Origin of the sequence: Actinacidiphila rubida, from assembly GCF_900110255.1 — a bacterium.
In the GTDB taxonomy this organism is placed as follows: Bacteria; Actinomycetota; Actinomycetes; order Streptomycetales; family Streptomycetaceae; genus Actinacidiphila; species Actinacidiphila rubida.
Genome location: NZ_FODD01000017.1, coordinates 25,618 through 39,938 on the forward strand (window position 1 = coordinate 25,618; position 14,321 = coordinate 39,938).

Here is a 14,321-nt window from a genome sequence, read left to right on the forward strand (position 1 = left end):
CACGTATTGAGACGTCGAGTCCCGGAACCGCAGACGTCCAACATACGTGATCTCATGAAGAGTTGAACGCCGCGAAGCGGAGGGTGACGAGTGGCCGACATCGTTATCGACTATGAGCTGCTCAACCAGCTCGGCAAGGACACCGACACCCTCAAGAACAAGGTGTCCGACGCCCGCCAGGCGAACCACTACTACCCGCCGAACGAGGTGGGCGCGGACGCCTCGCTCGGCATCGACTGGTACTACCAGGCCTGGAAGGGCGCGTTCAAGCACGCCTGGGACCTGCTGGAATCGCTCAGCGGGACGTACACCACGGTCGCGCAGCAGTGGTTCGACCAGGACGCGCAGTACGCGGCCGTCGGCAACGAGCAGGCCCTCGGCTTCGAGCACGCCATCTGGAACATGCACAAGATGGAGTACGACAGCTGGAAGAAGCTCAGCGAGACGTACGTCACGGTGCACGGCTTCGACGACAACGGGAACCCGTACGAGAAGCAGGTGCCGCTGGCCGACCCGGACAAGCCGCCCGCCGATCCGGGGGCCGAGCCGACCACGTACACCTACACCGCGTCGGACGGCAGCAAGCACACGACCACCAACACCTATGACGCCAACGGCAATCTGACCGGCAGCAACACGACGATCAGTGACGGCCAGGGCGGCATGTCCTACCACGAGAACACCACGTTCGGCGACAACGGCAGCTACAACTCGACCGTGAACCACAGCGACGGCAGCACGACCGTCGAGGAGGTGCACGGCAACGCCGACGGCACGGGGACCAGGACCGACACCACCACCGATGCCGACGGGAAGAAGACCGTCACCGTCTACACGGGTACCGGCGTCAACGGCGCCGATCCCCAGTGGACGAAGAAGGACGACAGCAACAACGGCGACGGCAACGGCAACAACGGGCACGGCAACGGCAACGGGGGCCCGCACCCCACCGCGGGCAGCCACCAGCAGCAGTAGCAGCGGCAGAACAGCCACCATCACAGAGCGAGGTCAGGGCACATGGGTAGCAACAACGTCCAGCTCGAGTACAACCAGATCGACACCGTCTCGTCGCAGCTCAACAACGCGGTGCAGAACATCAACCCGCAGCTGATGACGCTGAAGACGTCGGTGGACAACCTGCTCGCCGACGGCCTGTTCCTGCAGCAGACCAGCCCGGCGATGCAGCATGCCTACGAGCAGTTCACCACCCAGCTGTCGCAGATCGTCACCAAGATCGGCGACTTCGCCAAGCAGTTCACCGACATCAAGACGCAGATCAACGACATGGACACCACCATGGCGAAGCAGATCAACCAGGGCTGACCGCCCGCCCGAACGGCGAAGGGTGCCGGCCGCGGATCTTCCGCGGCCGGCACCCTTCGGCGTGGTACGGCGCCGTGTGCGGCCCGCGCGTGCGGGCCGTACGGCTCAGCCCGCGTCCTGCCCCGGCGAGGTCTCCGGGACCAGGACGGTGAGCAGCGCGCCCGTCACGTCCGTGGTGTACCCGCGGCCGGGCACCCGGTTGACCCGGATGATGTTGTGCGGGAGCCGCAGGCCCAGGATGTCGCCCTCGCCGACGCTCTGCGGCGACAGCAGCAGCCCCTTGCGGGACCTGCGCACCTGCCCGATCCAGCTGCTCAGCGGGGACACCAGTGCCTCGGCGGGTCCCGCGACGGCGATGCCCAGCGAGCGGTCGCGGCCGGACGCGGCGATGTCGCGCAGCAGGTTGTCGGCGGGCGTCATCGCCAGCAGGTCGGCGTCGTCGACGAGCAGCACCGCCGGGCCGCCGCCGACCGACTCCAGCGCGGTCGTGACGTCGTGCTCGGTCGGCTGCAGCGAGGTGATCACCGCCGCTCCCCTGCGCCCCTCCAGGGCCCGCAGCGGCGACTCCCGGGGCGTGAGGGCCACCACCCCGGTGCCGCCGCGCAGCAGCGAGGCCGCCAGCGACGCCAGGGCGGTGCTGCGCCCGGAGCCGGGCGGGCCGACGATCACGTACGACGCGGAGACACCGGCGAAGTCCGCCCACACCGGGGCGACGTCGTCGCCGCCGAGGCCCACCAGGCCGTGCAGCGGCCGCCGCTGCTCGGCCGCCGAGGCCCTGGCCCAGGCGTCCTTGAAGGGGATCTGCGACGGCAGCGTCTCGATCCGGAACGGCCGCGCGGACGGCGGCACGTCCTGGTCGCGGCGCGCCGCCTCGCTGCCGATCAGCCGCAGCGCCTCGGCCTGCTCCTGGCCGCTGGGACCGCCGGGCAGCACCGCCACCTGGAGTTCGTTGCCGCCCTCGGTGCGGAAGCCGCGCCCGGGGCCCATCGCCGACGGGATGCGGGCCCGGTCGATGCCGTGCATGACGAAGTCGCCCGGCTCGCTCATCCGCAGCAGCAGCTTGTTGTCGTTGAGCGCGGCGATCCGGCCGCCCATCAGGGCGCGTTCCGAGGTCGCGACGACGTGGACGCCGACCGCCGAGCCCTCGCGCAGCAGCGTGGCGACCTGGGCGACCATCCGTCCGTCCTCGATGTCCGAGATCAGGGCGTTCAGGGTGTCCCAGCCGTCGATCAGCAGCACGAGGTGGGCCGGCCGCTGCCCGGGCGGCAGCACGCCGCGCAGTTCGGTCAGGGTGCTCGCCGAATGGGTGGCCAGCAGTTCCTGGCGGCGCACCAGTTCGGCGGTGAGCCGGTTCAGCAGCCGGTTCAGCCGCTCGATGTCGGCCCGCGGCACGACCGCACCGGTGTGCGGCAGCGCGGACAGCGCGGACAGCGCGCCGCCGGCCGCGTCCACGGCGTAGAAGTGGACGTCGGCGCAGGAGTTGGCGCGGGCGACCGCGGCGGCGATGGTGCGCAGCGTCTGCGACCTGCCGGACCGCGGCATGCCCATCACGTACAGGTGGCCGAACTCGTCGAGGTCGAGCATCACCGGCGGCTGGATCTGCAGCGACGGCAGGTCCTCGCGGGCCCACGCCGCCGGCACCATCCGGCCGTCGCCGGTCGGCGGCCGCGGCGCGGGCAGTTCGGACAGGTCGAGGGACATCTCCAGCGGCGGCAGCCACGGGCTGGACGCGGGCACGTGCCCGGAGCGCTCGGCCGCCTCGCGGATGGCGTCGACGAGGACCATCAGGTCGGTCGGCCCCTCGTCCGCGTCGAGTTCGGGGAACTCCGACTCCTCGTCCTCGGGTGCCTCGACCGCGCGCCCCAGGCGCTGCCAGGGCAGCGGCGTGCTCCACAGCGTCGACTCGTCGTCGTACGCCGGCTGCCCGTCGCCGTCTCCTCCGTCGTCCGCGGCCCCGTCGGGGGCGGCGCCCGCGGGCCCGGCCTCCTCGGGACGCGGGGCACCGACGTACGCCGTCTGGAAGCTCATCGCGGAGCGGTGGCCGGTGCGCACCAGGGCGCGGCCGGGCGTGCCGGAGGAGATGCTGGCCGCGTCGGGGACGTCCAGGACGTCGGTGCTGTCGTTGGTGTCGGTGACGCGCAGCGAGATCCGCAGGTTGGTGTTGGCGCGGATGTCGTTGGTGACGACGCCGGCCGGCCGCTGGGTGGCCAGCACCATGTGCAGGCCGAGGGAGCGGCCGCGCTGGGCGATGCCCACCAGGCCGGGGATGAAGTCGGGGATCTCCCGGGCGAGGGTCGCGAACTCGTCGATGATCAGCAGCAGTCGCGGCATCGGCGGCAGTGACGGGTCGCGGCGCCGCAACGCCCGGTACTCCGGGTGGTCCTTGGCGCCGGCGGCGGCCAGCATGTGCTCGCGGCGGATGAGTTCCGCGGTCAGCGACGCCAGCGCCCGCTGCACGAGGTGGCTGTCGAGGTCGGTGACCATGCCGAGGGTGTGCGGCAGCCGGACGCAGTCCTTGAAGGCGCTGCCGCCCTTGTAGTCGACGAGCACGAACGTCAGCTCGTCGGGGTGGTTGACCGCGGCCAGTGACGCGACGAACGTCTGCAGCAGTTCCGACTTGCCGGAGCCGGTGGTGCCGGCGATGAGCGCGTGCGGGCCGTCCTTGACCAGGTCGAAGGAGACCGGCCGGTCGAACCCCTGGCCGAGCAGCACCGAGGTGGAGGCCGGGCGGCGGGTCCAGCGCTCCAGGATCGTGTCGGCGCCGGGCGGTTCGAGGTCCAGCAGGTCGAGCAGCGAGACCTGGTCGGGCAGGCCGCCGCCGGCGTCGGGCGTGACGTCGATGACGGGCGCGATGCCGCGGGCGAGCCGTTCGGCCCACTCGGCGGTCACGTAGTCGGGCCGGATGCCGGTGACGTCCGGCATCCCGGTGCGGCGCAGCGTCAGGGTGTCCCTGGCGAGGGACACCACCGCGTTGGCCTCCTCGGGCAGCATCCGCTCCTCGCGGTCGATGCACAACGGGTAGATCCCGCAGGCCGGGCCCTCCTTGAGCACCTGGACCATGCCGGGCACGTCGCGCAGTTCGCGGGCGCCGTCGAGCACCACGAGCACGTCGGGCTGGCTGGCCAGCGCGCCGCGCAGCGTCGCCTGCTGCGACATGGTGCGGGTGCGGATCTGGTTGATCAGCTCGGTGACGCGGTTGGCCACGGTCTCCGGGTCGTTGCCGAGCAGGATGACCGGCGCGTTGTCCTGGCCGGTGGACAGCCCGGACCGGGTGTGCGGCAGCCAGCGGGCCCACTGCCACGAGTCGGCGGCGCCGCTGTCGGTCAGCACGCAGATCTTCAGGTCGCGCGGGCTGTGCAGCACGGCCGCCTGGGCGACCGCCCAGCGGGCCAGGGACCGGGCCGGCTCCTCGGCGCCGGCGATGCCGACGACCAGGCTGCCGGCCATGTCCACGCCGATCGGCATGTCGGGGATCTGCCAGAAGACCGTGCGGTGGTTGTCCTCGCGGGAGGAGTCCTCGATCTGCAGCAGGGACTGCTGCCGGGTCGTGCCGATCCGCAGGATCAGGTTGTCCGGGTCGCTGCGGCGGCGCTCCCACAGCCGGGCGCCGGGGCCCACGGCCATCTGGCCGACGACCGCCGGGTCCGGCGCGGACGCGACCCGCACCCGGCGCTCGGTGTCGACCTTGGCGCGGACGTCGGCCTCCAGGGAGGCGCGCCGCAGCCGGTAGTTGGCGACCGCGTTCAGGAAGTCCTTGCGGCCGCTGCGGCGCCCGCTCAGCCAGTTGCCGAAGCCCATGACGGGGCTGAGGATCATGAAGACCAGGAAGTAGTACGAGTGCAGCAGCCAGACCATGGCGACGCCCAGGAACATGGGCGCGATCATCACCAGGAAGGGGATGGGCCGCCGCTTCGGGGCCTCCGGCGGGGCGGGCAGCCGGAACGTCTCCGGCTGCAGCGGCGGCAGCAGTCGCGGCGGCCGGTTGAAGTCCAGGGTGGTGTCGTGCGCGGACGGCACGACCGCCGCGTCCGCCGGCGTGGGCCGCACGACCCGCAGCAGGTGCTCGCCGAGGACGAGTTCGCCGTCCAGCGGCCACGGCGTCCAGCCGTCCGGCACCGGATCGGGTTCGGCGGGCCGCCGGCCCGGCTCGGGCACGGGCTCGGGCGGCAGGGCGGTGACGTCGGCGCGCGGGCGCGGCGCCGGCGGCTCCGGCAGCGACAACCGGACCTGGGCGTCCCCGCCGGGCAGTTCGGCCAGCACGGTGCCGTCGGGGCGGACCGCGATCCGCAGGCCCGCGTCGGGCACACCGCGGCCGGCCAGCGGAACCGAACTGCCCGGGACCGGGCCCAGCAGGTGGGCGCCCATGCCCAGCAGGTGCACGCGGCCGGCCAGCGGACCGCCGATCACCTGCAGTTCGGCCTCGGGCCCGGCTCCGGGCCTGGCGGGCGTCGGCATCTCGTGCCGGGCCGGGCCGTAGGCGGTGGCGCTGCCCGCGACGGGCGCGCCCAGGCCGATGGTGCTGCCGTCCCGGATTCCGGCCGCCGACAGGGTCGACTCCGGGTCCAGGGGCAGGTCGTCGAGGTAGAGGACCGGACCGGCGGCCTCGCCGGTCGCGGGGACGGCGTCCCCGCCGGGCGCGGTTCCCCGGTGGGCGGCGAGGAGTTCGGGGGCCAGCCGCCGGACGGAGGTGCCCGCCGCGGCGTTGAGCAGGACGTCCCGGCGTTCGCGCCGCTCGCCGTCGACGGTGGTGATGAGGAGTTTCACGACTCGTTCCGGTTTTCCTCGTGGGGGGTGGCATACGACGCGGCGTGGCGCCCGTCCGCCGCGGAGACGCCGGTGATCTCCGGTTCGGCGAACAGGTCGCGGACGGCGGAGGCGGGCGGCTCGGTGGCGGACTCGATCGGCGGGACCGTCACGGTGCCGGGCGGCAGCACCGCCTGCCGTGGCAGGGAGGGCAGGGGCGGCGACGACGGCGCGGGGGCCGGTGCCGGTGCCGTGCGACGGGCCTGGGGCACGGCCGCGCGAGGTCGGGGGGCGGGACCGCCACCGGCGCGCAGCCCCTTGCGGGCGGTGCGGGCGACCGCGGGGCCCAGCGGGGCGGCGTCCGCGGTGAACGCGAACCCGGGTGCGCGGACGCGGCCGCGGGCGTCCACGTGGATCTCCCAGCGGTGGCCGGCGACGGGTCCGGCGACCAGCGCGCACAAGCGGCCGTCGCGGGCGAGCCCGATCAGCCGCTCGGCCTGCTGCTCGTCGGGGGCCGCGCACACCAGCACGACGGGGGCGGCCGGTTCGACCGCGCGGCGCTCCACCGACGCGAGCAGCTCGTCGAGGTCGGAGCCGTGGTGGCGGGGGTGCACGCCCGCGGCCACCAGCACTTCGGCGTCACCGCCGGCCATGTCGAGGTAGGCGGCCAGGGCCTGCACGAAGGAGCGGCCGCCGGCCGTGCTGCCGTGGGTGGTCAGCACGCCGGGGCCGCGCAGCAGGTCGACCATCACGACGGCGTCGCCGCGCAGGCCGACGGGCACGAGCAGGCGGGCCCGTGCTGGGACGGCTGCGTTCTCGGCGTTCTCGGCGTTCTCGGCGTTCTCGGCGGCGGCGCCGGTCGCGGCCTGCGGGTCCGGCAGGGCGCGGTCCCCGCCCGCGGCGCCGAGGAGTTCGGCGGCCGGCGCGGTCCACAGCCGCTCGTCGCCGTCCTGCCGCTGCCAGGGCTCGGCCGGCTGCGGCACCCGGCGGCCCGCGAGGTGCACGGCGACCTCGGCCGCCGGCCGGGACACCTGCTCGACGCGCACCGCGTACCCGTAGGCGCCGTCGGCGGTGGCCGCGAGGACGTCGTCGGCGTCGTCGAGCGCCTCGGCGGCGGTGGCCCGCGTCTCGGTCGAGGACAGCAGCCGGGTCAACTGCCGCACCGACGCCTTGAAGCGCAGGAACTCGCGGACCGGGTCGGCGAACGCCCGCCAGGTCAGCAGGATCTGCCGCCCGAGCGCGTGCCAGGCCCGGCGCCAGCCGCCCTGCCTGCGCACCAGGACCCGCAGCAACAGCAGGACGAGGAGGAGCAGTTCCACGAGCGCCGCGAGCAGTGCACTCGTCCCGGAGCTCCACTGCAGGGCGAGCGCCGTATGCGCCTGGGGCGCGGCGGCCGCCGGGACCGCCTGGTGGATGTGCACGAAAACCTCGGAGGTCGGTCGGTGTCGTTGAGGTGGCCACGTCCCTCGTGGTGCCCGTCCGGTGCCGCATGCTGTGCGGATATGACCGGACGCTTGTCGTCGCCATCCACGTTCTTGGTGGAGTGTAAACGGGAACACGTCCCTGTTCGCGCCCGGTTCGGTCGCCGGGACGACGGTTTGCGGCACCTGCGCCCGCGGAAGGCGGAACGGTACAGCCGGATGTCACCTTCCTGTCACCCGACATCCGCACAAGTTCCACACCCGCAGCGGCGAACGGCTCGATAGTGACGTCCACGAGGCGCACTTGAGCCCTACTCCGGAGTCCAGGCGTAATCTGGCCCCAACGTTGCCCGGGGCAAGTAACGCTTCTCGCCCGTGGCACGGCCGGCGACGGCCCTCGCGAACCGCACCAGGAGGACTCGGCTCCATGACAGCTGCAGCAGACGCCGCACCGGCGGCAGGCGTCGAAGCGCCGCCGACGGCGTACACCCACCGCCAGATAATGGTGATCCTCTCCGGTCTGCTGCTGGGCATGTTCCTGGCCGCGCTGGACCAGACGGTCGTGTCCACCGCGATCTACAAGATCGGCGAGAGCCTCAACGGGCTGACCGCGCAGGCCTGGGTGACCACCGCCTTCCTGATCACCTCGACCGTGGCCACGCCGCTCTACGGCAAGCTCTCCGACCAGTACGGCCGCAAGCCGTTCTTCCTCTTCGCCATCGCCGTGTTCATCGTCGGCTCGGCGCTGTGCATGCTGTCCACGTCGATGTACATGCTGGCCGCCTTCCGGGCGTTCCAGGGCATCGGCGCCGGCGGCCTGTTCTCGCTGGCCCTGGCGATCATCGGCGACATCATCGCGCCGCGGCAACGCGCCCGGTACCAGGGCTACTTCATGGCCACGTTCGCGACCTCCAGCGTGCTCGGCCCGGTGATCGGCGGCGCGCTGGCCGGACAGGACCAGCTGCTGGGCATCGACGGATGGCGCTGGATCTTCCTCATCAACGTGCCGATCGGCCTGCTGGCGATGGCCGTGGTCGCCCGCGTGCTGCACGTCCACCAGGAGCGCCGCGCGCACCGCGTGGACTACGCGGGCGCGGTCGCGCTGATGGTCGCGCTGGTGCCGCTGCTGATCGTCGCCGAGCAGGGCCGCGAGTGGGGCTGGGGCAGCGGGACGTCCGTGCTCTGCTACGTCATCGGCGCGGTCGGGACGGCGGCGTTCCTGTTCGTCGAACGGCGGGCGGGCGACGAGGCGCTGCTGCCGATGCGGCTGTTCCGCAACAGCGTGTTCTCCATCGGCTCCGCGCAGTCGGCGATCGTCGGTATCGGGATGTTCGGCGGCATCACCCTGATCCCGCTGTACCTCCAGCTCGTCAAGGGCAACTCCCCCACCAAGGCGGGCCTGCTGACCCTTCCGCTGATGCTCGGGATCATGGTGCTGTCCATGGTGTCCGGCCAGGTCACCTCGCGGACCGGCCGCTACAAGATCTTCCCCGTCATCGGCTGCGTACTGCTGGTCGCCGGCATGCTGATGCTGTGGCAGCTGAAGGCCGACAGCAGCCTGCTCTACGTCGACCTGGCGATGTTCGTGGTCGGCGCCGGCCTCGGCCTGAACATGCAGACGCTGGTGCTGGCGATGCAGAACGCCGTGCCGCCGCGGGACATCGGCGTCGCCACGTCGTCGGCCACGTTCTTCCGGCAGATGGGCGGCACCCTCGGCGTCGCGGTGTTCCTGTCCATCGTGTACTCGGCGGTGGGCGGGAAGATCGGCTCGGCGTTCGCGGACGCGAAGGGCACCGCGCCGTTCCAGCAGGCCGCCCAGGCGCACCCGGACCAGGTGAAGCTCCTCAACGCGGCGTCGTCCGGCAGCGCCGGCTCGCTGAACGACACGTCGTTCGTCAAGCGCCTCGACCCGGCGCTGGCACACCCGTTCAAGGTGGGCTTCACCGAGTCCATGAACGTGGCCTTCCTGGTGGGCGCGGCCGTGCTGGTGATCGCCGTCGTCCTGGCCCTGATGATCAAGGAGGTCCCGCTGCGCACCACCGCCGCGGCCTTCGCCGACAAGACGGAGGCGGGCGCGGGGAGCGCCGCCGGGTCCGACCGCGTCCAGCCGTAGCCCCGGTGGTACCACCGGGCAGGGGCGACGGTGCGCGGGTCGTCGTCGCGGGACTCGACGACTCCGACTCCTCCTGGCGTGCCGTCGCCTACGCCGTCGGCCTGGCCCGCCGCCAGGAGGCCCTGCTCGTCCTCGTGCACGTGCTGCCCGCCCACCCGCTGGCGATGCTGGCCGGGGCCGCCTGGCTGCTGGCCGGGCCGGATCTGACGGCCGCGGACCGGATGCGTGACCGGATCACGGCCGGCCTGTCCTGCATGGTCGAGGCGCGGACGCTGCGCTGGGAGTTCGAGGTGCTGCCGGTCGGCGACCCGGTCGCGGGCATCGCACGGGTCGCCGACGGGAGACGCGCCGACACGGTCGTGGTCGGCACGTCGCACGCCCTCTGCCACCGCTTCGGCGGCGCCACCGGCAGCCGCCTGATCAGGACCGGCCGCTGGCCCGTCGTGGTCGTCCCCTGACCCCTGCCCCGCGGGCCGTCCCCCCGCGGGGCAGCGGCCGGTCAGGGCGAGGCCGACGAGCACGCGAGCACGCCAAAGGACCAACGGGCCAACCGGCCAACGGGCCAACGGGCCAACCGGCCAACGGTCAGGCGGTCAGGCGGTCAGGCGGTCAGGCACGGCGGCCTCACCGCACCGTCACGCGGGCCGCTGCACCGCGACCATCGCCACGTCGTCGCCGAGGCTGCCGGCCGCGTGCAGCAGCAGGTCCTCGCGCAGGTGCCGCAGCAGCGCTTCCGGTGGATCGGCGGACCACGCGCCGAGCCGGTCGGCCAGCGGGTAGAAGGCGCCGTCGGGGTCGCGGGCCTCGGTGACGCCGTCCGTGTACAGCAGCAGGACGTCGCCGGGGTCCAGGGCGTAGGTGTCGACATCGTGCCGCTCCTCGCCGATGTCGCCCAGCCCCAGCGGCAGCGCCGGGACCTCCGGGACCAGGCGCCGCACGGTGCCGCCGTGCAGCAGCAGCGGCGGCGGGTGCCCGCAGTTCGCGACGCGCAGCCGGCGCCCCCCGTCGTCCACGTCCACGACGACCGCGGTCACGAAGCCCTCCAGCAGGCGCGGGCCGCTGCGGGGAGCGGCCCGTACCCCCTCCGGGGCGGGCGGCGCGGTCTCCGCCAGGTCGAGCAGGTCCTCGCGGAGCCGGCGGTCGAGGTAGTCCGGCAGGTCGGCCAGCTTCACGCGGCGGCGGGCCGCCCGCCGGAAGCCGGTCATCAGGAACCCGGCGACCTCCACCGCGCCCAGGCCCTTGCCCTGGACGTCGCCGATCATCAGCCGGGGCTCGCCGGAGTCGAGCACCGTCGCCGCGTACAGGTCGCCGCCGATCGCGGCCTCCTCCTCGGCCGCCATGTACAGCGAGGCCAGGCTGAGCGTTCCGAGCCGGGCGGGCAGCGGGCGCAGCAGCACCTGCTGGGCGACGGTGGCCACCCATCGCGCCTGGGCGAGCTGCCGCTCGCGTCTGGCGCGGATCGAGGCGGCCGTGACCGCGCCGACGCCGATCAGCACGACCGTGCCGATGACCACGGGGAAGTTCGCCGAGTCGAACTGGTGGTTGTCCTCCGCCGCGATGATCACGCAGCCGAACGTCACGACGGTGACGAACAGGACCTGCCGCGGCCCCAGGAACACCGCGCACAGCGCCGGCACGGCGATCATGAGGCCGCCGATGCGGATGGAGGTGCCGCCGGCGAGGTCGCCGCCCAGCAGCAGCGCGACGAACGCCAGCGGTGCGGCGAGCCGCGCCCACGGGGATCGCAGCATCCGCGACACCCGCGACCGTCCATGCGGGCCGGTCGGCTCCATGACTCAAAATTACCGTGCGCCCGCGGCCTCCACCTGTTGCCCGCCGCCCCATCCCCGGCCGCGGTGACGGTACGCGCAGCCGCGAGCACGGGGTGAGCGCGCACGCCGGGCGCGCGGACGCGGGCACGGCATACGTCCTGCCGTGCACCGCCCGGCACCGGCACCACCGCCGCCGGTGCCACGGCCACCACCGCCTGCCGGCTACCCGCGGGGCCGGGGAGCGGGACAGCGAACCGGACGTCCAGGCGAGCGGCGGGCGGCGCCGTCCCGCGCGGGCGTTGCCATACTTCTCGGGATCGGCGGTGCGAGGTGCTCCGCGGCAGGCGGAGGGCGGCACATGGTCCCGGACCCGGACGGCGAACCGGACACGTCACGCGGCGCCGGGCCGGCGTGGGATCCGGCCACCGGACCCGGACGGCGGAGCGGCGGCACCACGCTGGCCGACATCGCCCACCAGGCCGGCGTGTCCGTCTCCACCGTCTCCAAGGTGCTGCACGACCGCTCCGACGTCGCGTCCCGCACCCGCGCCAGGGTGCAGCGGCTGCTGGAGCAGCACGGCTATCTCGCCCGCTCCCGCCCCGCGGCCACCGCGCTCGCCCCCGGCGGGCTGCTGGACTTCGTCATCAAGGAGCTCGACGGCCCGTGGGCGGTCGAGCTGATCCGCGGCGCCGAGGAGGCGCTGCACGCGGTCGGGATGGGCATGGTCGTCTCGGCGGCCCGGGAGCGCGGCGGCCCCACGGCCGGACGCTGGCTGGACTCGCTGGCCACCCGCAGGACCCGCGGGGCGATCCTCGTCGTTCCTGAGCTCGACGCGCACGAGCACGCCGAACTGCGGCGGCTGGGCGTCCCGTACGCGCTCATCGCGCCGGTGGAGGAGCCGCCGCCGGGCGTGCCGTGGGTGGGGGCGACGAACTGGCCGGGCGGCCTGGCCGCGACCCGGCACCTGGTGCGGCTGGGCCACCGCGGGATCGCGGTGATCGGCGGGCCCCGGGACCGGCTGTCGTCCCGGGCCCGCGTCGACGGCTTCCGCTCGGCGCTGGAGGAGGCGGGCCTGCCGTTCGACCCGCGGCTGGTGCGCTGGGGGGACTTCCGCACCGAGCCCGCGTACCGCCACGCCCTGGACCTGCTGCGGCTGCCGGAACGGCCGACCGCGATCTTCGCCGGCAGCGACCAGCAGGCGCTCGGCACCTACCGGGCGGCCGCAGCCCTGGGGTTGCGGGTGCCGCACGACGTGAGCGTGGTGGGCTTCGACGACCTGCCGTTCGCGGAGTGGGTGACGCCGCCGCTGACCACGGTCCGCACCCCGCTGCCCGAGATGGCCGCGGTCGCCGCCCGGATGGTGCTCCAACTGCTGGGCGGGGAGCGGCCGGAGACGACGCGGGTGGAGGTGGCCGGCGAGCTGGTGGTCAGGGGCAGCACCGCGCCGCCACCGCGGCCGTGACCGCCGCCCGGCCGCCGGTGGCCCCGCGCCGGGGCGTGCGCGCGGCCCGCACGGGTCACCAGGCCGAGGGCGCGTAGTCCTTCAGGAAGCAGCCGAACAGGTCCTCGCCGGCCTCGCCGCGGACGATCGGGTCGTACACCCGGGCGGCGCCGTCGACCAGGTCCAGCGGCGCGTGGAAGCCCTCGGCGGCCAGCCGGACCTTGTCCGGGTGCGGGCGCTCGTCGGTGATCCAGCCGGTGTCCACCGCGGTCATCAGGATGCCGTCCGTCTCCAGCATCTCCTGCGCGCTGGTGCGGGTGAGCATGTTGAGCGCGGCCTTCGCCATGTTGGTGTGCGGGTGCCCGGGTCCCTTGTAGCCGCGGCTGAACTGCCCTTCCATGGCCGAGACGTTGACCACGTACTTGCGGCGCGCGGCGGCCGCGGCCATCGCCGGCCGCAGCCGGCTCACCAGCACGAACGGCGCGGTGACGTTGCACAGCTGCACTTCCAGCAGCTCGACCGGGTCCACCTCGCCGACGGTCTGCACCCAGGTGTTGGACGGGTCCAGGTCCGGCACCAGGCCGCCCGCGTCGATCGCGGTGCCCGCCTCGATCCTGGCGAGCGTCGCGGAACCGCTGACGAGCGCGAGGTCGGTCACGTCCTGCGCGGTCAGCCCCTCGCGGCGCGGCCCGGGCAGCGCGGGCGCGGCCGGCGCGCCGGAGCCGAAGGCGCCGAAGATCTCGCGCGCGGGCAGTTCCCCGGCCGGCAGCGGCGCGGACTCCGCGGCCACCAGCTCGCCGTACGCCTGCGGCGACCGGCGCACGGTCTGCGCGGCGTTGTTGATCAGGATGTCCAGCGGCCCCTCGGCGGCCACCGAGTCGGCGAGGGCGACGACCTGCGCGGGGTCGCGCAGGTCCATACCGACGATCTTCAGCCGGTGGATCCACTCCGCGCTGTCCGGCATGGCCTTGAAGCGGCGGACCGCGTCGTTCGGGAAGCGGGTGGTGATGGTGGTGTGGGCGCCGTCACGCAGCAGCCGCAGCGCGATGTACATGCCGATCTTGGCGCGGCCGCCGGTGAGCAGCGCGCGGCGCCCCGTCAGGTCGGTGCGCGCGTCGCGCCGGGCCCGGTTCTCCTGCGCGCACGGCTGGCACAGCTGGTGGTAGAACGCGTCCACCTCGACGTACCGGGTCTTGCAGATGTAGCAGGACCGGGGGCGCTGCAGGATGCCGGCGATCTCGGTGGTCACCGAGGGCGCGAGCCGGATGCCGAGCGTCTCGTCGTCGATGCGGTCGGCGGCGCCGGTGGCGGTGGCCTCGGTGACCGCCTTGTCGTTGGCGGTCTTGGCGGCCCTGCGCTCCTGGCGGCGGCGCTGCTTCACCTCACGGTAGATGCCGGCCGTGGCCCGCCGTACCGCGACGGCGTCCGGGTGGTCCAGGGGCAGGCCGTCGAGGTCGGCCAGCACCGACAGGCACACCGCCATGCGGGCAGGGTCGATCCCGGGCACG

At 73.8% G+C, this 14,321-nt stretch carries 9 protein-coding genes; 5 read left to right on the forward strand and 4 right to left on the reverse strand.

Annotated elements, in window-relative coordinates:
• Positions 1-90 precede the first annotated feature (90 nt).
• Together BMW99_RS17905 and BMW99_RS17910 are read left to right on the forward strand one after the other, a co-directional pair.
• Positions 91-975: a hypothetical protein gene (locus BMW99_RS17905; protein WP_069461763.1), complete on the forward strand. Its 885-nt coding sequence runs from the start codon at positions 91-93 to the stop codon at positions 973-975.
• A gap of 42 nt (positions 976-1,017) precedes the next feature.
• On the forward strand, positions 1,018-1,323 hold the full coding sequence (locus BMW99_RS17910) for a hypothetical protein (protein WP_069461764.1): 306 nt from the start codon (positions 1,018-1,020) through the stop codon (positions 1,321-1,323).
• Between the two features lie 105 nt (positions 1,324-1,428).
• Here BMW99_RS17910 and BMW99_RS17915 read toward each other — a convergent pair whose 3' ends face one another.
• Both BMW99_RS17915 and BMW99_RS17920 read right to left on the reverse strand, forming a co-directional pair.
• On the reverse strand, positions 1,429-6,087 hold the full coding sequence (locus BMW99_RS17915) for an FtsK/SpoIIIE domain-containing protein (RefSeq protein ID WP_075017143.1): 4,659 nt from the start codon (positions 6,085-6,087) through the stop codon (positions 1,429-1,431).
• Positions 6,084-7,487 carry a hypothetical protein gene (locus BMW99_RS17920; RefSeq protein WP_075017144.1) on the reverse strand — a complete coding sequence of 468 codons (1,404 nt, stop codon included), beginning with the start codon at positions 7,485-7,487 and terminating at the stop codon, positions 6,084-6,086. Before BMW99_RS17920 ends, BMW99_RS17915 begins: the two co-directional genes overlap by 4 nt.
• 427 nt (positions 7,488-7,914) lie before the next feature.
• Between BMW99_RS17920 and BMW99_RS17925 the strand changes: the two genes are divergently transcribed.
• Positions 7,915-9,600: an MDR family MFS transporter gene (locus BMW99_RS17925; RefSeq protein WP_079139021.1), complete on the forward strand. Its 1,686-nt coding sequence runs from the start codon at positions 7,915-7,917 to the stop codon at positions 9,598-9,600.
• Between the two features lie 5 nt (positions 9,601-9,605).
• Positions 9,606-10,058, forward strand: a complete 453-nt coding sequence (locus BMW99_RS17930) for a universal stress protein (protein ID WP_069467061.1) — start codon at positions 9,606-9,608, stop codon at positions 10,056-10,058.
• 177 nt (positions 10,059-10,235) lie between these two features.
• Here the strand turns inward: BMW99_RS17930 and BMW99_RS17935 are convergent, their stop codons facing one another.
• Entirely contained in the window at positions 10,236-11,351 is a 1,116-nt protein-coding gene (locus BMW99_RS17935; RefSeq protein WP_069467062.1) for a PP2C family protein-serine/threonine phosphatase, read from the reverse strand.
• Between the two features lie 379 nt (positions 11,352-11,730).
• Between BMW99_RS17935 and BMW99_RS17940 the strand changes: the two genes are divergently transcribed.
• Positions 11,731-12,834 (forward strand): LacI family DNA-binding transcriptional regulator, encoded by a 1,104-nt coding sequence (locus BMW99_RS17940; RefSeq protein WP_079176102.1) that lies wholly within the window; start codon positions 11,731-11,733, stop codon positions 12,832-12,834.
• Positions 12,835-12,889: 55 nt separating this feature from the next.
• Here the strand turns inward: BMW99_RS17940 and BMW99_RS17945 are convergent, their stop codons facing one another.
• Positions 12,890-14,296 carry an SDR family NAD(P)-dependent oxidoreductase gene (locus BMW99_RS17945; protein ID WP_245791528.1) on the reverse strand — a complete coding sequence of 469 codons (1,407 nt, stop codon included), beginning with the start codon at positions 14,294-14,296 and terminating at the stop codon, positions 12,890-12,892.
• Positions 14,297-14,321 lie beyond the last annotated feature (25 nt).